Below are 19,050 nucleotides of genomic sequence, written 5' to 3' on the forward strand. Positions count from 1 at the left end.
TTTGGTAGCAAGATGATAAAACAAAAGTCATGAGACACGGAAAAAAATTCAATCACTTAGGTCGTAAGTCAGCGCACAGAAAAGCGATGTTAGCAAATATGGCATGTTCTTTAATTGAGCACAAGCGTATTAATACTACTGTAGCTAAAGCAAAAGCTTTAAAGCAGTTTGTTGAGCCTATGATTACAAAGTCTAAAGAAGATACCACTCACAATCGACGTGTTGTATTTTCTAAGTTAAGACAAAAAGAAGCAGTTGCAGAATTATTTAGAGATGTTGCGGCAAAAGTAGGAGACAGACCAGGTGGTTATACAAGAATTATCAAATTAGGTAATCGTCTTGGAGATAACGCTGATATGGCAATGATTGAGTTAGTAGATTACAACGAGCTATACAATGCTGGTAAACCTGCTAAGAAAACAACTCGTAGAAGTAGAAGAGGTGGAAAGAAAGCTACAACGGCTGCACCAGTAGAAACTAAAGCTACTAACGAAGAAGAATAAATTATGATTTTAAAAAGGCAAATAGGTTTTGAATTGCTATTAAATAGAATATCAAAACTATTATTTGCCAGTTATAAATACCGATTATCGGTTGTTAATAACGATTAATAAATATAGAGGATAGACTTTTTAAGTTTATCCTTTTTTTTTGGATTTTTGCAAAACTCCATTCCTAATAAAAGGAATACATTCTAAAGGTTATATGAAATACAAACAAAGAAAAAAGGCTCTAATTCTATTAGCAGACGGTACAATTTTCCATGGTAAGTCCATTGGTAAAGAAGGAACATCATTTGGAGAAGTATGTTTTAATACTGGTACTACGGGATATCAAGAGATATTTACTGACCCGTCTTATTTTGGCCAGTTAATGGTCACTACAAATGCTCATATTGGTAACTATGGAACAAAACAAGATGAAGTAGAATCTGATTCAGTTAAGATTGCCGGACTTATATGCCGTAATTTTAGTTTTGAATATTCAAGACCTGCTGCGGATAAGTCTTTAGAAACTTTTTTTGAAGATAACGATACCATTGCTATTTCTGATGTAGATACAAGAGCTTTGGTAAGTTATATCAGAGATAATGGTGCAATGAATGCCGTTATTTCTACAGATGTTGATAATGTTGAAGAACTAAAGAAGCAATTAGCTGAGCAGCCAAGCATGAATGGTTTAGAGCTGGCATCTAAGGTATCTACGAAAGAACCTTATTTCTTTGGAGATGAAAATGCTAAATACAAAATAGCGGCTTTAGATATAGGAATAAAAAAGAATATTTTAAGAAATCTCGCTAAAAGAGATGCCTATATAAAGGTTTTTCCATATAACGCTAAGTTCGAAGATTTAGAAGCGTTTAATCCTGATGGATATTTCTTGTCAAATGGACCAGGTGACCCAGAACCATTGGTTGAAGCACAGCAAGTTGCTAAAGAAATTATTGCAAGAAACAAGCCATTATTTGGAATCTGTTTAGGGCACCAGGTTATAGCCTTAGCAAACGGAATTTCAACCTATAAAATGCATAACGGACATCGAGGCATCAACCATCCAGTAAAAAACCTATTAACAGGAAAAGGAGAAATCACCTCACAAAATCATGGTTTCGCCATTAATAGAGAAGAAACTGAAGCTCACTCTGATGTTGAGATAACGCATGTGCATCTTAATGATAACACAGTTGCAGGAATACGATTAAAGCATAAAAACTGCTTCTCAGTTCAGTATCATCCTGAGGCTAGCCCAGGACCAAATGATTCAACCTATTTATTTGACGAGTTCATTAGTAATTTAGCTAATTAAATTTTGAAAAAATGGCAACGTATTCTAAATTTCGTTGCCATTTTTTCGTTACGAAAACATTATAGTAATTATTAATCGTAATAGTGGTGTTTATTAAGGAAATCCACAGCCAATTTTACTAAATTTGAACTTTAAAATTATAATTTAAAACTTAATGTAATGAGCATTATAATTAACATTCACGCAAGACAAATATTAGATTCTAGAGGAAACCCAACTGTTGAGGTCGACGTTATCACAGAAAATGGTGTTTTAGGAAGAGCTGCTGTACCATCTGGTGCATCAACAGGAGAACACGAAGCCGTTGAACTTAGAGATGGAGGAGATAATTATATGGGGAAAGGTGTATTGAACGCTGTTGAGAATGTCAATGCTATAATCGCTCAAGAGTTACTAGGTGTTTCTGTTTTTGAGCAAAATGCAATCGATAAGTTAATGATTGATTTAGATGGTACACCAAACAAATCAAAACTAGGAGCTAACGCAATATTAGGTGTGTCTTTAGCTGTTGCAAAAGCAGCCGCTAATGAATTAAACATGCCATTATACAGATATGTTGGTGGTGTTTCTGCAAATACATTACCAGTGCCTATGATGAACATCATTAATGGTGGTTCTCATAGTGATGCACCAATAGCATTTCAAGAATTTATGGTAATGCCAGTTAAGGCTAAAGACTTCACACATGCTATGCAAATGGGAACTGAAATTTTCCATAACCTTAAGAAAGTACTTCATGATAGAAATTTAAGTACAGCCGTTGGCGATGAAGGTGGATTTGCACCAAATCTTGAAGGCGGAACAGAAGATGCATTAGAAACTATTGCTAAAGCAGTAGATAATGCAGGTTATAAACTTGGTGATGATGTGATGATTGCATTAGATTGCGCTTCTGCTGAATTCTATAAGGATGGAAAGTACGACTATACTATTTTCGAAGGCGAATCAGGACAAATAAGAACTAGCCAAGAACAAGCAGATTATCTTGCTGAATTAAGCTCCAAATATCCAATTATTTCGATTGAAGATGGCATGGATGAAAACGATTGGGAAGGCTGGAAGTACTTAACAGAGAAAATTGGAGACAAGGTTCAGCTAGTTGGTGATGATTTATTTGTTACTAATGTTGAACGATTAGGAAGAGGAATTAATGAAGGAATTGCCAATTCTATATTAATCAAAGTAAATCAAATAGGTACATTAACCGAAACAATTGCAGCTGTAAATATGGCTCATAATGCTGGATATACATCTGTAATGTCTCATAGATCAGGAGAAACTGAAGATAATACCATTGCAGATTTGGCTGTTGCATTAAATACTGGCCAGATTAAAACTGGATCTGCATCACGTAGTGATCGTATGGCAAAATATAACCAATTGCTGCGTATTGAAGAAGAATTAGGTGAGGTTGCATATTATCCAGGAACAAATGCTTTTAAAGTAAAATAATGTAGTTATCAAATTATAGTTTAAAGCCAACAATGAATAGTGTTGGCTTTTTTTATAGACTATTGTTTTTTCTTATAATACCCTCTTCTAAAATAGTACTTTGAATAGAGTAAGTTTTTAATATCACTTACGACTAGTAAATCAATTACCAAATAAGGCAATAACCTTTATTTACTAAAGAAAGTAAGAATAAATCAATTGTTAAAACGATTCTAAATTCACTTTCGAAATCGATGTAGATTTCGTAATTTTGTTGACCTTAAATTCAGAAAATCACAATATAAATATGTCAGATAAAGCGATATTAGAAATTAACGGAGAAAAGCACGAATTCCCAATAATAAAAGGAACCGAAAATGAAGTAGCTATTGATGTAAAAGCATTAAGAGCTGCTACAGGTGGAGTTACTACAATTGATCCAGGTTATAAGAACACTGGTTCATGTCAGAGTGGTATTACCTTTTTAAATGGAGAAGAAGGTGTTTTAAGATATCGCGGTTATTCAATTGAAGAGTTGGCTGAGAAAGCAGATTTTCTTGAAGTAGCTTATGCGCTAATTTTCGGGAACTTACCAACTCAAGAGCAACTTGATAAGTTTTATAACGACATATTAGATAACTGTATTGTAGATGATGATGTAAAGAAGATATTGGATGCATTTCCTAAAAATGCCCATCCAATGGGAGTTTTATCCTCACTTACCTCTGCTTTAACAGCGTTTAATCCGTCTTCTGTCAATGTAGATTCTGAAGAAGACATGTATAATGCTATTGTGAGAATTATGGGTAAATTTCCAGTTCTTGTAGCATGGACAATGCGGAAGAAACAAGGATTGCCTTTAGATTACGGTTCACGAAAATTAGGTTATGTAGAGAATGTACTTCATATGATGTTCAAAAAACCTAATGAAGATTATGTTCAAAATCCAATTTTAGTAAATGCTCTAGATAAGCTATTAATATTACACGCAGACCATGAACAAAACTGTTCTACATCTACTGTACGTATTGTAGGTTCTTCTCATGCAGGTTTATTCGCTTCTTTATCTGCAGGTATTTCTGCACTTTGGGGACCATTACATGGTGGCGCTAACCAGGCTGTATTAGAAATGTTAGAAGCTATTAAAGAAGATGGCGGAGATACTAAAAAGTATATGGGTAAAGCAAAAGATAAGAGCGATCCGTTCCGTTTAATGGGCTTTGGTCATAGAGTATATAAGAACTTTGATCCGAGAGCAAAAATTATTAAAGTAGCTGCAGACGAAGTATTAGGTGATTTAGGTATAGAAGATCCAATATTAGATATCGCTAAAGGTCTTGAAAAAGAAGCCTTAGAAGATCAGTACTTTGTTGATAGAAAACTATACCCTAATGTAGATTTCTATTCAGGTATAATTTACCGAGCAATGGGTATCCCTGTAGAAATGTTTACTGTAATGTTTGCATTAGGACGTTTACCAGGTTGGATTGCGCAATGGCGCGAAATGCGTTTACGTAAAGAGCCTATTGGAAGACCTCGCCAACTATATATTGGAGAAAATGAAAGACCGTTTGTACCAATTAATAAAAGATAATAATTCATTATAAGGCTTCATAAGAAATTATGAAGCTTTTTTATGTCTTCAATTTAGGTATGAAACTCAATATTAAAAACGAAACATCAAGATTAAGAGCTGTTATTTTAGGTACAGCTGAAAGCAATGGACCAACACCAAATGTAGAAGATTGCTACGATCCAAAGAGCCGCCAACATGTTTTAGCAGGCACTTACCCATTGGAGAAAGATATGGTTCCAGAAATGGAAGCAGTAGCCGCAGTTTTAAAAAAGTACGATGTTGAGGTATATAGACCAAAGGTAATTAAAGACTATAATCAAATCTTTGCTAGAGATATCTCGTTTGTTATTGAAGACAAATTTATTGTCTCTAATATTTTACCAGATAGAGAACGAGAAATCGAAGCCGTAGAACATGTATGGGGTAAAGTTGATAAAGAAAACAGAATTATTTTACCAGAAGAATGCCATGTCGAAGGTGGAGATGTCATGCCTTGGAATAACTATATTTTTATTGGTACTTATTCAGGTGAAGACTACCCTAATTATATAACTGCACGAACAAATGTAAAAGCTGTTGAGGCTATTAGAGGTCTGTTTCCCAATAAAATAGTTAAATCATTTGAGTTGCGAAAGTCCAATACTGAGCCAAAAGAAAATGCATTGCATCTTGATTGTTGCTTTCAACCAGTAGGTAAAGACAAAGCCATTATTCACAAAAATGGATTTTTAGTAGAAAGTGAATACGAATGGTTGGTTAATTTTTTTGGAAAAGAGAATGTTTTTGAGATTACCAAAGATGAAATGTACGATATGAATAGTAATATATTTTCTATATCAGAGCATGTTGTTATTTCTGAAAAGAACTTTACACGTTTAAATAAATGGTTGCGTAAAAATGGTATTACGGTTGAAGAAGTTCCATATTCTGAAATTGCCAAACAAGAAGGTTTACTCCGTTGCTCTACAATGCCATTAATTAGAGATTAGCTTTTTTACTCTCTATATAAAAAGTAATTATCTACAAGTTTAATATATTCTTGCTTTGCTTCGTCTTGAGAAATATCTTGTACTTGGAATAGTGCATTAGTTTTAAATGCATTTATTATCGGCTTGCGACTACTTGGCCTTCCGTAATTATTAGTTGCTTTTTTATAATAAGCGTACAAACGAAGTAAAAAGTCTGCCGGGAATGGCTCGGTATATGCATTAATACGCTCAACTGCGTTTTCAAATTCTTTATTTAATTCTTCTGATGTCATTTCATCTTTGCAATGATGCTTTCTCCACCTCGTACTTTTTGATTTAACGCTACCTTGATTTCTGCATCTAAAGGTAAAAATAAATCAACTCTAGACCCAAATTTAATAAACCCAGAATCAGCACCTTGTTTAGCAATGTCATCTGTTTTGGCATAGTTAACAATTCGCTTTGCTAATGCTCCTGCAATTTGTCTGTAGAGTACTTTTCCAAAGCTTTCATTTTCAACAACAACTGTAGTACGTTCATTTTCTTCACTAGCCTTGGGATGCCAAGCAACTAAATATTTACCTGGATGATATTTACTAAAGGTAACCTTTCCATTAATTGGATAACGTGTAACGTGTACATTTATCGGTGACATAAATACAGAAACTTGTATGCGTTTGTCTTTAAAAACTTCTTTTTCAAATACTTCTTCGATAACTACGACCTTGCCATCTACGGGTGAGAGTGCATGTTTATCGTTAGCATGTGTATGTCTTTTTGGGTTTCTAAAGAATTGTAAAATCAATACAAAAAATACGAGTACAACTAGCATTAAAGCTTTGCGCAACCACTCAATAGTTATAAATGCGTCTAAGGCAAATATTGCTCCAACAACAATGAAAAGCGAAATGAGTATGATTTTATGGCCTTCTTTATGAAACATAAGTTAAAATTCTTAAATACAAATATATAAATGGTGAAGCAAAGATAATACTATCTAGCCTGTCTAATAGGCCACCATGACCCGGCATAATAACACCGCTGTCTTTTACATTTGCCTGGCGTTTAAATTTTGATTCTATGAGATCTCCAAACGTTCCAAAAACACTAACTATTATTGCCAAAATTAACCAGTTAGTAAACTCTAACGTATCGGTATACTTTGCAATGAAATAACTGGATATACATGCAAAGAAAAGACCTCCTAAAAATCCTTCAACTGTCTTTTTCGGTGATATGCTTGAAAATAGTTTCTGACGGCCAAAATTCTTACCTACAAGATACGCAAAGCTGTCATTAACCCAAATTAAAATAAAACTACCTAGCAGTAAAAATGGTTGAAATGTATTGAGGTAATTTGCTATAAGAAGCATAAAAATGAAACCGCTTGATAAATAAAACGTTGTGGCTATATAACGTTTGGATTCAAACAATGGAATCTTAGTTTCAGCAAATAGATCTTTAATTAAGAATAGATTTACAAAAATCGTAATCACTAATAATATCTGTATAGCTTCATTTGTACCTTCGGTAGCTTTGTATATTGTACACCAATACCAAAACCCAAAATATAGAAAACTAAATATTGATATTGGTAGAATAATTGACTTGAGCTTTATAAGCTTAATAAACTCTAATAGAGAAATAACTCCAAAAACAAAAAGCACGACCAATAAGGCCCTTTGCCAAAACATAGCAGATATAAGTAATGCAATATAGAGGATTCCAGAAACAGCTCTAGTTAAAAGTTCTTTCATTTATAAGTCTTCTAAGAGCAATAAATATAAGTTTTTTGCACTACTACCATAATTCATGAAGTTACTATCTTCATCAGTTTTAAAATGCTTTATCGTAGTTATGTTCGTAGGTATGTTATTTCTGTTCTTGTTTTTTATTCCTTTGAGACCATCACCAATATTTTCTACCAATTGACTAGTCGTAGCATATACTACGAAATTTGGAGGTAGTTCTTGCAACTTTTTTTCAGCAATTTGATTAGAAGAAATTAATAAAGAACCATCATCAGAAATTAAATATTCACAGGTAGTAAAAAAATATGAAGATTCGGATGTTTTTTTACTGATACTCAAGTCAAAACCCTTAAATAAGTCTTTAAGATTATCATTTAGGATAAATACCTTTTTATCACCCCAATGATTTTCTTCAATAATGTTTTCTAAGCTATTATATATTTCTTCTATAGACTCGCAATACAAAAATTTACCGCCATTGGCTTTAAAGTTTATTGTAAATTGCTCATCAACAGGGAGTTTAATATCTGGCATGTACTTGCTGCGTTCATCATTTGGAACATTTTCTTCGGAATTTTTAGATTTTCCCCCAAAGATTTTTCTGAATAAACTCATTAATTAAGTACTACTATTGCTAGGAATTTTTACGAATTTCCCAAAGATAAAAAAACTTAAATTAACTCTTGATTAATTTAAGTTTTTTCGATAAAAGCACTAATTAAATTTTAGGAATCATTCTTCTTCGTCCAGAGCGCTTTTGTCTTTTTCAAATGGACGTTTGCCAAATATCTTTTCTAAATTATCTTTAAAAATAACTTCCTTATCTAGCAATACTTCAGCTAGTTCAGTAAGTTTATCTTTATTTTCTTCTAATATTTTTATAGCGCGTTGATATTGTTCTTCAATAATTTCAGAGATTTCTTTATCAATTAAAACTGCTGTTTCTTCACTATAAGGTTTTGAAAAACCATAATCTTGTTGTCCAGAAGAATCATAATACGTAAGGTTACCAATTTTATCACTTAAACCGTAAATAGTAACCATAGCTCTTGCTTGTTTTGTTACTTTTTCTAAATCGCTGAGAGCACCAGTAGAGATTTTATCAAATATCACTTTTTCTGCTGCGCGTCCACCCATAGTGGCGCACATTTCGTCTAGCATTTGTTCTGGTCTAACAATCAATCTTTCTTCAGGCAGATACCATGCAGCACCTAAGGAGCGACCACGAGGAACAATTGTTACTTTTACAAGAGGTGCAGCGTGCTCAAGCATCCAGCTAACCGTTGCATGACCTGCTTCATGAAAAGCAATAGCGCGTTTTTCTTCTTTTGTAACAATTTTATTTTTCTTTTCGAGGCCACCTATAATTCTATCTACAGCGTCAAGGAAATCCTGTTTCCCTACAGCCTTTTTGCCATTTCTTGCTGCAATTAGTGCGGCTTCATTACAAACATTAGCAATATCGGCACCCGAAAATCCTGGTGTTTGCTTTGCCAGAAAATCGATATCTAGTGTTTCTTCCTTCTTCAAAGGACGAAGATGTACTTCAAAAATTTCTTTACGTTCTCTTACATCTGGTAAATCTACATATATCTGTCTGTCAAAACGTCCAGCACGCATTAATGCACCATCCAATACGTCTGCTCGGTTTGTAGCAGCTAATACAATAACATTGGTATTAGTACCAAAACCATCCATTTCTGTTAACAACTGGTTCAAAGTATTTTCGCGCTCATCGTTAGAGCCAGAAAAATTACTTTTACCTCTGGCGCGCCCAATAGCGTCAATTTCATCAATAAAAATAATGGAAGGAGATTTTTCTTTGGCCTGTTTAAATAAGTCTCTAACTCGAGATGCACCAACACCAACAAACATTTCGACAAAATCAGAGCCAGATAACGAAAAGAACGGTACTTTAGCTTCACCTGCTACTGCTTTTGCTAATAAGGTTTTTCCTGTTCCTGGAGGTCCAACTAATAAAGCACCTTTAGGTATTTTACCTCCAAGAGACGTATATTTTTCTGGAAACTTTAGAAAATCTACAATTTCTTGAACTTCTTCTTTTGCTCCTTCAAGGCCGGCTACATCTTTAAAAGAGGTTTTTGTATCAGTTTTTTCATCAAATAGTTTGGCTTTAGATTTACCTATATTAAAAATCTGACCACCAGCACCGCCGCTTCCACCAGCAGACATACGTCGCATTATAAAAATCCAAACACCTATAATTAAGATGAATGGTAATAATGATATCAGAAAATCTCCAAATGCGTTGTTTTCTATATCAGCATTTCTAGAAGTAGGTAGATTGTTTTTTGTGATAATTTCATCTATTCTATCTTCAAAATTACCTAAATCACCAAACTTTACTGTATAGTTAGGAATGTTACCCGAAGGTAAAAACCCTTTAGATTTTGCATTCTTATGAACATCTTTTTTTAGAGCTTCATCTGTCAGATAAACTCTCGCGGTTTTAGTATTACTTATAATAACAACTTCTTTTACATCACCTTGTTCTAAGTACTTGATGAATTCGGAAGTTTTTATCTCTTTTGAAGCCTGAAAAGCGCTGCCTCCAAATAGTTGAATTCCAAGAAATACAGCTATAATAATTCCGTATATCCAATAAGGACTAACTTTAGGTTTCTTATTTTGATTTTTAGTTTCTTTTGCCATATTGTTGCCGCTAATGCGGAAATCTTAATCTATTATTATAAACTCGTTTCTATTTGTGTCGTTATTGCATCGCCCCACAAACTTTCAATATCGTAATACGCTCTAATGTGTTTTTGAAAAACGTGTACCACTACATTAACATAATCCATTAAAACCCACTCCGCATTATCGGTTCCCTCAATATGCCAAGGTTTGTCTTTGGTATTTTTACTGACTTGTTTTTGTATGGAGTTGACTATGGCGTTAACTTGAGTATTAGATGTGCCTTCACAAACAATAAAATAGTCACAAACGGTATTTTCTATTTCTCTTAAATCTAAAAGTGTAATATCTTTTCCTTTCACATCCTCAATACCACTAATTATTGTAGTTATGAGTTGATCAGCATTGCTATTTCTTTCGGTCATTAAAATGTTTTAAATTTATACAAAGTTATTATTTTTTTAGTTCTTGTAAGTTGAAATACTCATAAGAAAACTATAAAAATCCTTGCCCTGTTTTAATGAATATAATCAAACTTAATGCCATTGACTCAACCAGTACTTATCTAAAGCGCTTAAGTATTGATAAAACCTTAGATGATTACACAGTTGTAGTAGCCAATTATCAAACAAATGGTAGAGGTCAAATGGGTGCTGAATGGCAATCAGAATCCTCTAAAAACCTTACGTTCAGTGTCTTTAAAGATGTTTCTAGTTTGTCTATGGAGCATACGTTTTGTATAAGTATGGCAGTTTCTCTGGCACTGGTTGATGCTTTAAAGGAATTACAAATACCAAAACTTAAAGTAAAATGGCCTAACGACATTTTGTCAGAAAACAAAAAAATTGCGGGTGTTCTTATAGAAAATGTTATAAAGAACAATACATTGGATGCTACTATTATAGGTGTTGGACTTAATGTAAACCAGAAGTTTTTTAATGATTTACCACAGGCATCATCCATGACATTGCTAACAGGAATTATTTACGATAAAAATGAAGTGCTTAACGTTATTCTTAGGCATATAAAAAACATGCTGTCAAAGTTGAAACCTGAATGTATTTTGGGATTAAAAGCTGAATACGAACTTCAATTATTCAGACTAAAAAAGCCTTCGACATTTGTAACTTGTGCCAATAACAAAACATTTTCGGGCTTTATTGAAGGTGTTACCACCAATGGCAAATTAAAGTTACTTTTAGAAGATGAAGTTGAGAAAACTTTTGACCTAAAAGAAGTTAAGTTACTCTACTAAATGGCTTCTGGCATATTTGAAGCTAAAGTTTGCAAAAACTTTTTTATTGGACTCTTTATCATCATTGACATCATGGTATTAAATTTACCATTAAAGTTTAATGAAACTTCACTTTGGGTATCATCAATTTCTTCAATATTTGCAACGAGAGCAAAATCTAGCGCGCCACCGGCGGCACCAAGAACAACCTGTGAATGCGGAGTTTCATCTTTCTTTTTGAGCACAATTTCTGGCATTCCTTTTAAGGCAAATAAAAATTTGTCTTCTCCTAAAACTTCAAACTTATTGATAGTTTCAGGCATTAGCTTTTCAAAATTTTTCACATCAGAAAGAAAGTTAAATGCTTCCTCTGCAGATTTGTCTATGGTAATTGTTGGAGAATCTAAATTCATTATTTAAGTATTATAGCGTATTAAATGGTTAATAGATTATTAATAAATCCATGACAAGATATCAATTATTATTCCATTCGCTAGGATTCGCGTTCCAATTAGCTAAAATGTCTTGTTGGCTTTTGGTAATATAGTTTGTGTCTAGAGCTTGTTCTAAAAGGGTTTCATAATTTCCAAGTGTATGCAATTCTACTTTTGCAGTCTTAAAATTGTCGTTGGCAACTTCAAACCCATAAGAAAAAATTGCTACCATACCTTTAATATTTACTTCAGCGTCCTTAAGTGCTTTTACAGCATTAAGACTACTTTTTCCAGTGCTAATCAAATCTTCGACCACTACAACATTTTGGCCTTTTTCGATATAACCTTCAATCTGATTTTGACGTCCATGTTTTTTAGCTTCAGGACGCACATATACAAAAGGTAAATTAAGATGTGCAGCAACTAAAGCGCCAATACCAATTGCACCTGTAGCCACACCAGCAATAACATCTGGTTTACCGTAGAGTTCTTCGATATGCTTAGCTAAACTTTCACGAACAAAATTTCTAATTTGAGGAAACGATAGCACAATTCTGTTATCGCAATATATAGGAGACTTCCACCCAGAAGCCCATGTAAATGGTTCTTCTGGACTCAATTTTATAGCATTAATCTGAAGCAGTAATTCTGCGGTTTTTTTAGCGGTATCTTTATTAAAAATCATAGCCTCAAAATTAATCTTTTTTAGAGTTGATAACATTTAAAATTAAAATAAATATCAACAGCAGATTGGTATGAGAAAAAAGAATATTTTTACGTTTCTATAAAACCAACCAAATTAACTAATGTACACCATTTTTGTTGGAGATAAACCTATTTATTTGACTACTCAGGTAGATAAAGAGACTGATTTTAAAGTGTACTTGCTGAAGTCCGCAGATTTGGCAAGAGTGATTCGTAAATTGAATAGAACTAAACTTCAAGCAGTTTATTTAGTTGGTAAAAAAGAAGACAAACTCCTTAAGCAGTTTTTAAAGAAACTTCCCAACGTAATTGCAGGTGGTGGTAAGGTCTATAATAAGGCTGGCGAAGTCCTTTTTATATACCGAAATGATAAATGGGACTTACCAAAAGGCAAAGCTGAATCTAAAGAATCTATAGAAGAAACTGCCATTAGAGAAGTTGAAGAAGAAACGGGTGTTCAGGGCTTAAAAATCACCAAACCATTACCTACTACGTATCATATTTTTAAACGTCGAGGACGTTATCGCATAAAAATCACCTATTGGTTTGAGATGAAAACAAAATACACTGGCGAACTTCTACCTCAAGAAAACGAAGGCATTACTAAAGTCAAGTGGCTAAATAATAAGAAAATAGCCAAGGCAATGGAAAATAGCTATGCGAATATTAAGCTATTAGTTTAAGGATTAATTTAATCTATAAACAGGATATTGCAAATGTGCTTTTTCGTAATATGGCGTTTGTTTGTGTAACCAATCTAGTTGTGCATACCAATTATTCGCAAAATCTTTGTCATAACTTTTTTTAACGTTGTACTTAATCTGTAGTTTAGGATTTGCTCTAAGGATTAATTTTACTTTGTCTTCCCAAACATAAGGTGAAAACCCTTCTTTTTGCTGTAAAATGGTATCGAAAAAATTCCAATTGAAAAAAGAATCTGGTGCTGTTGGTTCTAAAGTTTCTAACAAATATCTAATAGCATTTTGGTCAGTGCTTACCATGTAGTCACCTGCTTTAAAGTCAATGGCTTCTTCAGAAGTTTTTATACTAGTATTGTAATGCAGATAATGACCTTCATACGGACTTTGACGTGTTTTATAGTCTTCAATTTTATAAGATTGAACAGTTAAAATAGTATCATTTTCAAATTGTTTTAATTCAACCTTATTTAGTTTTAGCAACTCAATAACATTATGCCAACCTTGAGGAATGATATAGGCTTTAGGTATGTTAACCTCACTAGTAGGCTTGAAATAATTTTGGTATGTCACAGGTTTTGTAAATGGTTTGCTTCTGTCAAATTTTAGACGGTCAGCACCTGTAAGGTCACTTTTTATAGTATTACCTTCATAACCTTTAAATTGTATGGTAGAAGATTTTGTAGTATCGATCTCCCAAGTAAGTGGATAGCTTTCACCAGGTGACCAGAATTGATTTTGTTCTGTACGAAGTGATTTAATTGTGTCACCTTTAGCTTCAACAATTTGCAACATACTTTTCATTAACTCGTAAGTACCTTCAACACGCTGCTTATAAGGTTTTAGCATATGAGTTTCTACCATCATACCAAGTGTATTATATAAAGTTGTATATCCAGTGGAATAGCGTGGTGAATCCATAAACTGAGAAAATCCATTTTCTGGTCTTCTATTAAATACATTAACGTAAGGCGTAATATCCCATGATTTGTCTTGTAGCTTTTCTTCTAACTGTGGCATCATTTCGGTATGCAAAAAATTACCTAAAGGTCCACCTAGCTTATTATGTTGCGTAAATAGATGCGTTAATGTATATTGGTAATCAGCACCATTACTAACATGGTTGTCGATAAAAACATCTGGTTGTACCTGATGAAAAATTTCAGCAAAAGCACGAGCATTTTTGGTGTCAGATTTTATAAAATCACGGTTGAGGTCATAATTGCGTGCATTGCCTCTAAACCCGTAAGCTTTTGGTCCGTTTTGATTAGTACGTGAAGTAGAGTTACGATTAAGACTTCCACCAACATTATAAATAGGTATAGTTGCTATAACAGTATGTTTTGGGGTTTCAATTTTCTCATTTGCCAAATCTCTAAACAGCATCATAGTGGCATCTATACCATCAGATTCACCTGGGTGAATTCCATTGTTAATAAGTACAATGCGGTTGTTTTCTCTGCGCTTATCAAAATTTGCCTTCTTACCACTTGCAACGTATGTTACTAAATGTAATGGCTTTCCTGAATCGGTCTCTCCAATTTCTTGAATTGATATTTGATTATAACTATCTGCTAAGTCTTTATAAAACTGAATCGTTTGCTCATAAGTCGCTGTTTCTTTGCCTTTACTGATTTCAAAAACAGTTGTAAAATCGTTTTCAGGATTATTAGATTTTTTATTACATGAAATCGCAATAAATAAGAGTAGAACAAGAAATTTTTTCATGGTAACTAAAATTGTATTCAAACTTAAAGATTTTAGATGATAAAAACTTTGAGAAGTATAAATTTCAGAATACAAAAAACATTAATTTTGCCTGACTCTCAAAAAAAAGCATCAATGCACCAAACTACAGATACTATTTTAATGATTCGGCCAGTCAGTTTTAGAATGAACGAACAAACGGCTGTAAACAACTATTTTCAGGAAGAATTAACAATTAAAAATGAAGATATTAATGCTAAAGCTCAGGAAGAATTTGATGCTTTTGTTTTAAAATTACAAGCTGTAGGTATAAAAGTTGTTGTGGTTAGCGATGATGAATTGCATGATACTCCTGATTCTGTGTTTCCTAACAATTGGGTGAGTTTTCATGCCAATGGTGATGTAGCTATTTATCCTATGTTTGCAGAGAACAGACGTAAGGAACGTCGAGACGAAATTTTTGATAAGCTAGAAGAAGAAGGTCTATACATTGAGCATATCATTGATTATACTTCTGCTGAAGACGAAGGTGTGTTTTTAGAAGGTACAGGAAGTGTAGCACTAGACCGAGTTAATAGAAAAGCGTATTGCGCATTATCTCCAAGAGCAGATGAATCTTTATTTATTGAATTTTGTGAAGATTTTGAGTATACACCTGTAATTTTTACGGCTAACCAAACTGTTGATGGTAAGCGTTTACCAATTTATCACACCAATGTTATGATGTGTTTAGCTGAAAATTTCTCTGTGATTTGTCTTGATAGTATTGATGATAAAAAAGAACGAAAAAATGTGGTTAAGCACCTAAAACAAGATGGAAAGGAAGTTATTGAAATTACTGAAGCTCAAATGCATCAATTTGCTGGAAATATGCTCCAAGTACATGGCACAGATAAGAAGCGCTATTTAGTAATGAGTGCTGCTGCTCATAAGAGTTTAACTAATGCTCAAATAAAAGCTATAGAAAAGCATTGCTCAATATTATCGAGTTCTTTAACTACTATAGAAACTTGTGGCGGTGGAAGCGCACGTTGTATGATGGCTGAGGTGTTTTTACCTAAAGCTTAATCGAGCTTATTAAAGATATAACCACCTTTTTCTGCACCCCAAACATAATTACCTTCAGCGTCAAAACCTCTATCCCAAGAGATAATTTTGTCTTCTAAAATCTCGACTTCGCTTCGTGCAAAAGACGCACCTCTTAAATTACTAGAACACGTGGTGTCACCAGTTTTTCCTTGAAAGTGTTTGTCGTCCAATCGTTTTAATACAACTTCACATCCAGACTTTAACGTAATGTCTTTTGGAGAAATAGAATCGAAAGCGCTTAAATTTTTCCACTTACCTATCCAAATAGAGTCATTTTCAAGTGTGTAAATTTCAGAAGTAAACGTACTATCTGTCAATTGGTTTAGTTTGTATACACGTTGTCTGTATGGCCTGTCTTGCATGCTATTCAAAGCTTGCTCAACATATAAGTAATGGCCATTACCTTGCCAAATAGGATACATGTGTAAAGAGATATTGTAATACGAAGAATCTACTTGCGATTGTACTTCAGAGTTAAAAGACCCTTGCATTAATGCATAGAGTTCATCTAGTTTTTGTTCTGAATTAATGTTTTCAGCAGTCGAGTCTTTTGTTCTTTTTTCGTTTTTGCATGATACACTTAATACCAAGACTACTAATAAGAGGTAGATATTTTTCACTTTAGATTGTATTTAGTGGTCTAAATATAGAAAAATAATTATTCAGAGAGCTCGGCTTTTGGTAATTCTATAAAGAACTTACTCCCTATGTTTGGTGTACTTTCAACCCAAATACGACCTTTGTTAAGTTCAACTAAATCTTTACAAATGGTAAGACCTAATCCTGTACCTTTTTCATTACCAGTTCCAGTAGTCGTAAAGTTTTTCTTTGCATTAAAGAGTTTTTTGATATTCTCCTCGGAGATACCTATCCCAGTATCTTCAACGCAGATAAGAACTTTACCGTTGTAATCTTGGTTAGAGACAGTAATGACATCACCTTTACCTGTAAACTTTACAGCATTAGTGATAAGGTTTTGAATTACAATTTCTAACATGCTGCGGTCAGCATATACAAACTCGCGTCTTGACTCATCGATCAGGATAATGCCTTTGTCACTAACTTTTTTCTCGATAAGAGACATTTTGATATGAAAAACCTCCTGAATATTGAATAGCTCTGGCTTAGGCTGCAGATTTTGCATTTGTGATTTTGACCAATTCAATAAATTAAAAAGGAGTGAAGATGCATTGTTAGCATTCTCACTAAGTTCAGGTATTAGGTCATTAAATTCTTCTTTACTAATTCCTCCATCTTTTAGTAAATCTAAAAAGGCTTTTATAGAAGAAATAGAGTCTTTTAAATCGTGGGATACGATAGAAAATAGCTTGTCCTTTACTTGATTTACTTCTTCAAGCTGAAGATTTTTTGTTGTTAATTCTTTATTTGATTTAGATAAGGTCTTTACAGTTTTACCGTCTTTTGAACCTTTCAAATAACTAAAAATCAACAGTGCTGTTATGAAAACAAGACCAGCAATTAGACCATAAATTAAAAGTGTGTCTTTTTTACTTGGTTTATCTGTTATAGGATTTGCTGTTGCTGTATTGTCATTTTTAATAGTATCGATTAGCGGAACCGTATTCGCAATTTCATCTTCAATTCGTGGTTCGATATTTAGTTTTGCCAACTTTTCTTGGTCAAGGCGTTCTTTTAGTTCGTAGTATTGGTTTTGCCAATTAAAAGCATCTTCGTAAAAACCTCTTTTTTGATCTAAATCTCTATTGAGTCTTAGATTATAAAGTAATTCTTCATCATTATTAAGTCGCCTAGCAATCTTTAAAGCTTCTAGAAGTTGATTTTCTGCAAGTCTATATCTTCTATTGTTAATGTTTAATTCACCAAAAGCATTAAGAGATTTTAAAATACCTAAATCATTTTTTTGTCTTCTACTATATGCTAATCCTTCTCTTAAGTAATCAGATGCTTTTTCTAATTCATCAATGGCAAGATAAGATCGACCCAGACTAGGCATAATTTCACCACGTATATCTGTATCGTCTGCACTTAAAAGTGTAAGCATACGCTCATAACTATCAATAGATCTACGGTTGTCATCTTTAAGTGCGTAAAGCAATCCTAAGTTTTTTAGTGAAAGCTTCATACCATCTAAGTCATCTAATTCTTCTCTAACACTTAAGGCCTTTTTGTTGTATTGTAATGCTTTGTCAAACATATTAGTGTTGTAATATGCTTCAGCAAGATTGTTGTAAGCTTTACTTAAATCATCTTTTAATTCTTTTTCTTCAAAAATTGAAATAGCTGAAAGTGAATTTTCAAGACCTTTTTTATAGTTACCTCTTTGGATTTCTATAACACCAAGGTTGTTATTTACTTTTGCAACACCTAGTGTATCTCGTAATGAAGAATAATAACTTCGAGCAGCTTCAAAATTATCAACCGCATCCGAAGTCTTGTTTTGGTTATTAAAGATTAATGCTTTTTTGTAACTAGTCTCTGCAAGACCTTTATCGTAATTAAGTGTCTTTGAGAGTTCTGAAGTTTGCGCAATGAATAATAAGGCTTTGTTGTATTCTTGTATATCGTAAAGTTCGTTTATAAGCAATAGAGAAGTCTCCACTTTTGTAGAGTCTTGGTTTTGATAAGCTAAGCGCACTGTTAAGCTATCTATCTTTGCGTTTTGTGCAAAGCTAAGTGTAGCAAATAGGCAAATAGCGAATGTTATCAAAGATTGCTTCATAACGCATTCACGTAAGGGCATAATATACCTTGTATTTTGCTAACTTTCTGAGAGGGATAGGAAAGAATATTCTGACGCAATAATTAATACTTCAGATTTTAATTAATAGCAGACCAAAAATGGTTAATTGCAACTGGAATTACTAATTTTTAGGTTTTACGACCAAAAAATCAGACAAAATGAACGTTGAAATTTTAAAAAAAATAGACCAATCGATTAAAGGCAAAAATATCAGCAGAACTACACTTTTATCGATGAAATGCACACTATTTTTAATTTGCTGTTAATCAGTAAG

At 33.3% G+C, this 19,050-nt stretch carries 19 protein-coding genes; 8 read left to right on the forward strand and 11 right to left on the reverse strand.

Translation table 11 applies throughout. The annotated features are described in order from the left end of the window. The first annotated feature begins 29 nt into the window (after window positions 1-29). The 5 genes from rplQ (at window position 30) to ED556_RS13380 (ending at window position 5,802) form a co-directional block, all read left to right on the forward strand. Window positions 30-503: a 50S ribosomal protein L17 gene (gene rplQ, locus ED556_RS13360; RefSeq protein WP_296324887.1), complete on the forward strand. Its 474-nt coding sequence runs from the start codon at window positions 30-32 to the stop codon at window positions 501-503. Window positions 504-705: 202 nt separating this feature from the next. Beyond that, entirely contained in the window at window positions 706-1,806 is a 1,101-nt protein-coding gene (carA, locus tag ED556_RS13365) for a glutamine-hydrolyzing carbamoyl-phosphate synthase small subunit (protein ID WP_296324890.1), read from the forward strand. 159 nt (window positions 1,807-1,965) lie between these two features. Further along, complete coding sequence (gene eno, locus ED556_RS13370; protein ID WP_296324893.1) at window positions 1,966-3,258, forward strand: phosphopyruvate hydratase; 1,293 nt, start codon at window positions 1,966-1,968, stop codon at window positions 3,256-3,258. 286 nt (window positions 3,259-3,544) lie between these two features. After that, window positions 3,545-4,831 (forward strand): citrate synthase, encoded by a 1,287-nt coding sequence (locus tag ED556_RS13375; protein ID WP_296324896.1) that lies wholly within the window; start codon window positions 3,545-3,547, stop codon window positions 4,829-4,831. Between the two features lie 29 nt (window positions 4,832-4,860). Further along, window positions 4,861-5,802, forward strand: coding sequence for an arginine deiminase family protein (locus tag ED556_RS13380; protein ID WP_296324899.1), 942 nt, complete (start codon window positions 4,861-4,863; stop codon window positions 5,800-5,802). 5 nt (window positions 5,803-5,807) lie between these two features. Here ED556_RS13380 and ED556_RS13385 read toward each other — a convergent pair whose 3' ends face one another. From ED556_RS13385 to rsfS, 6 genes are all read right to left on the reverse strand, one after another. Then, window positions 5,808-6,074, reverse strand: a complete 267-nt coding sequence (locus tag ED556_RS13385; protein WP_296324901.1) for an acyl-CoA-binding protein — start codon at window positions 6,072-6,074, stop codon at window positions 5,808-5,810. Next, on the reverse strand, window positions 6,071-6,724 hold the full coding sequence (locus ED556_RS13390; RefSeq protein ID WP_296324904.1) for a phosphatidylserine decarboxylase family protein: 654 nt from the start codon (window positions 6,722-6,724) through the stop codon (window positions 6,071-6,073). The genes ED556_RS13385 and ED556_RS13390 overlap by 4 nt, the downstream gene beginning before the upstream one ends. Next, on the reverse strand, window positions 6,714-7,538 hold the full coding sequence (locus ED556_RS13395; protein WP_296324907.1) for a phosphatidate cytidylyltransferase: 825 nt from the start codon (window positions 7,536-7,538) through the stop codon (window positions 6,714-6,716). Before ED556_RS13395 ends, ED556_RS13390 begins: the two co-directional genes overlap by 11 nt. After that, window positions 7,539-8,147, reverse strand: coding sequence for an LUD domain-containing protein (locus ED556_RS13400; RefSeq protein WP_296324910.1), 609 nt, complete (start codon window positions 8,145-8,147; stop codon window positions 7,539-7,541). A 117-nt stretch (window positions 8,148-8,264) separates the two neighbouring features. Beyond that, a complete protein-coding gene (gene ftsH / locus ED556_RS13405; RefSeq protein ID WP_296324915.1) occupies window positions 8,265-10,205 on the reverse strand; it encodes an ATP-dependent zinc metalloprotease FtsH in 1,941 nt (646 codons plus the stop codon). Between the two features lie 35 nt (window positions 10,206-10,240). Continuing rightward, on the reverse strand, window positions 10,241-10,612 hold the full coding sequence (rsfS, locus tag ED556_RS13410) for a ribosome silencing factor (RefSeq protein WP_296324918.1): 372 nt from the start codon (window positions 10,610-10,612) through the stop codon (window positions 10,241-10,243). A gap of 95 nt (window positions 10,613-10,707) precedes the next feature. Between rsfS and ED556_RS13415 the strand changes: the two genes are divergently transcribed. After that, complete coding sequence (locus ED556_RS13415) at window positions 10,708-11,442, forward strand: biotin--[acetyl-CoA-carboxylase] ligase (protein WP_296324921.1); 735 nt, start codon at window positions 10,708-10,710, stop codon at window positions 11,440-11,442. Here ED556_RS13415 and ED556_RS13420 read toward each other — a convergent pair. Together ED556_RS13420 and pyrE are read right to left on the reverse strand one after the other, a co-directional pair. Next, window positions 11,439-11,834 (reverse strand): SRPBCC family protein, encoded by a 396-nt coding sequence (locus tag ED556_RS13420; RefSeq protein ID WP_296324923.1) that lies wholly within the window; start codon window positions 11,832-11,834, stop codon window positions 11,439-11,441. The two genes, ED556_RS13415 and ED556_RS13420, sit on opposite strands and share 4 nt — an antisense overlap. A 61-nt stretch (window positions 11,835-11,895) precedes the next feature. Then, window positions 11,896-12,540, reverse strand: a complete 645-nt coding sequence (gene pyrE / locus ED556_RS13425; RefSeq protein WP_296324926.1) for an orotate phosphoribosyltransferase — start codon at window positions 12,538-12,540, stop codon at window positions 11,896-11,898. A gap of 121 nt (window positions 12,541-12,661) precedes the next feature. Here pyrE and ED556_RS13430 point away from each other — a divergent pair, with 121 nt between their 5' ends. Further along, window positions 12,662-13,243, forward strand: a complete 582-nt coding sequence (locus tag ED556_RS13430) for an NUDIX domain-containing protein (protein WP_296324929.1) — start codon at window positions 12,662-12,664, stop codon at window positions 13,241-13,243. Window positions 13,244-13,246: 3 nt separating this feature from the next. Here ED556_RS13430 and ED556_RS13435 read toward each other — a convergent pair whose 3' ends face one another. Then, a complete protein-coding gene (locus ED556_RS13435) occupies window positions 13,247-14,986 on the reverse strand; it encodes a M14 family metallopeptidase (protein WP_296324933.1) in 1,740 nt (579 codons plus the stop codon). A gap of 114 nt (window positions 14,987-15,100) precedes the next feature. On the opposite strand from ED556_RS13435, the gene ctlX reads away from it, so the two are divergent. Next, window positions 15,101-16,033, forward strand: coding sequence for a citrulline utilization hydrolase CtlX (gene ctlX, locus ED556_RS13440; RefSeq protein WP_296324936.1), 933 nt, complete (start codon window positions 15,101-15,103; stop codon window positions 16,031-16,033). Here ctlX and ED556_RS13445 read toward each other — a convergent pair. Together ED556_RS13445 and ED556_RS13450 are read right to left on the reverse strand one after the other, a co-directional pair. Then, window positions 16,030-16,674, reverse strand: coding sequence for a chromophore lyase CpcT/CpeT (locus ED556_RS13445; RefSeq protein WP_296324939.1), 645 nt, complete (start codon window positions 16,672-16,674; stop codon window positions 16,030-16,032). The two genes, ctlX and ED556_RS13445, sit on opposite strands and share 4 nt — an antisense overlap. A 38-nt stretch (window positions 16,675-16,712) precedes the next feature. Then, a complete protein-coding gene (locus ED556_RS13450; protein ID WP_296324942.1) occupies window positions 16,713-18,755 on the reverse strand; it encodes a tetratricopeptide repeat-containing sensor histidine kinase in 2,043 nt (680 codons plus the stop codon). Window positions 18,756-19,050: the final 295 nt, after the last annotated feature.

Source organism: Winogradskyella sp., assembly GCF_003712105.1.
Lineage (GTDB): Bacteria > Bacteroidota > Bacteroidia > Flavobacteriales > Flavobacteriaceae > Winogradskyella.

What these genes read in the sequence shown, in the direction of transcription:
- rplQ (WP_296324887.1), top strand. Translation starts at nt 30, where the DNA reads ATGAGACACGGAAAAAAATTCAATCACTTAGGTCGTAAGTCAGCGCAC.
- carA (WP_296324890.1), top strand. Translation starts at nt 706, where the DNA reads ATGAAATACAAACAAAGAAAAAAGGCTCTAATTCTATTAGCAGACGGT.
- eno (WP_296324893.1), top strand. Translation starts at nt 1,966, where the DNA reads ATGAGCATTATAATTAACATTCACGCAAGACAAATATTAGATTCTAGA.
- ED556_RS13375 (WP_296324896.1), top strand. Translation starts at nt 3,545, where the DNA reads ATGTCAGATAAAGCGATATTAGAAATTAACGGAGAAAAGCACGAATTC.
- ED556_RS13380 (WP_296324899.1), top strand. Translation starts at nt 4,861, where the DNA reads ATGAAGCTTTTTTATGTCTTCAATTTAGGTATGAAACTCAATATTAAA.
- ED556_RS13385 (WP_296324901.1), bottom strand. Translation starts at nt 6,074, where the DNA reads ATGACATCAGAAGAATTAAATAAAGAATTTGAAAACGCAGTTGAGCGT.
- ED556_RS13390 (WP_296324904.1), bottom strand. Translation starts at nt 6,724, where the DNA reads ATGTTTCATAAAGAAGGCCATAAAATCATACTCATTTCGCTTTTCATT.
- ED556_RS13395 (WP_296324907.1), bottom strand. Translation starts at nt 7,538, where the DNA reads ATGAAAGAACTTTTAACTAGAGCTGTTTCTGGAATCCTCTATATTGCA.
- ED556_RS13400 (WP_296324910.1), bottom strand. Translation starts at nt 8,147, where the DNA reads ATGAGTTTATTCAGAAAAATCTTTGGGGGAAAATCTAAAAATTCCGAA.
- ftsH (WP_296324915.1), bottom strand. Translation starts at nt 10,205, where the DNA reads ATGGCAAAAGAAACTAAAAATCAAAATAAGAAACCTAAAGTTAGTCCT.
- rsfS (WP_296324918.1), bottom strand. Translation starts at nt 10,612, where the DNA reads ATGACCGAAAGAAATAGCAATGCTGATCAACTCATAACTACAATAATT.
- ED556_RS13415 (WP_296324921.1), top strand. Translation starts at nt 10,708, where the DNA reads ATGAATATAATCAAACTTAATGCCATTGACTCAACCAGTACTTATCTA.
- ED556_RS13420 (WP_296324923.1), bottom strand. Translation starts at nt 11,834, where the DNA reads ATGAATTTAGATTCTCCAACAATTACCATAGACAAATCTGCAGAGGAA.
- pyrE (WP_296324926.1), bottom strand. Translation starts at nt 12,540, where the DNA reads ATGATTTTTAATAAAGATACCGCTAAAAAAACCGCAGAATTACTGCTT.
- ED556_RS13430 (WP_296324929.1), top strand. Translation starts at nt 12,662, where the DNA reads ATGTACACCATTTTTGTTGGAGATAAACCTATTTATTTGACTACTCAG.
- ED556_RS13435 (WP_296324933.1), bottom strand. Translation starts at nt 14,986, where the DNA reads ATGAAAAAATTTCTTGTTCTACTCTTATTTATTGCGATTTCATGTAAT.
- ctlX (WP_296324936.1), top strand. Translation starts at nt 15,101, where the DNA reads ATGCACCAAACTACAGATACTATTTTAATGATTCGGCCAGTCAGTTTT.
- ED556_RS13450 (WP_296324942.1), bottom strand. Translation starts at nt 18,755, where the DNA reads ATGAAGCAATCTTTGATAACATTCGCTATTTGCCTATTTGCTACACTT.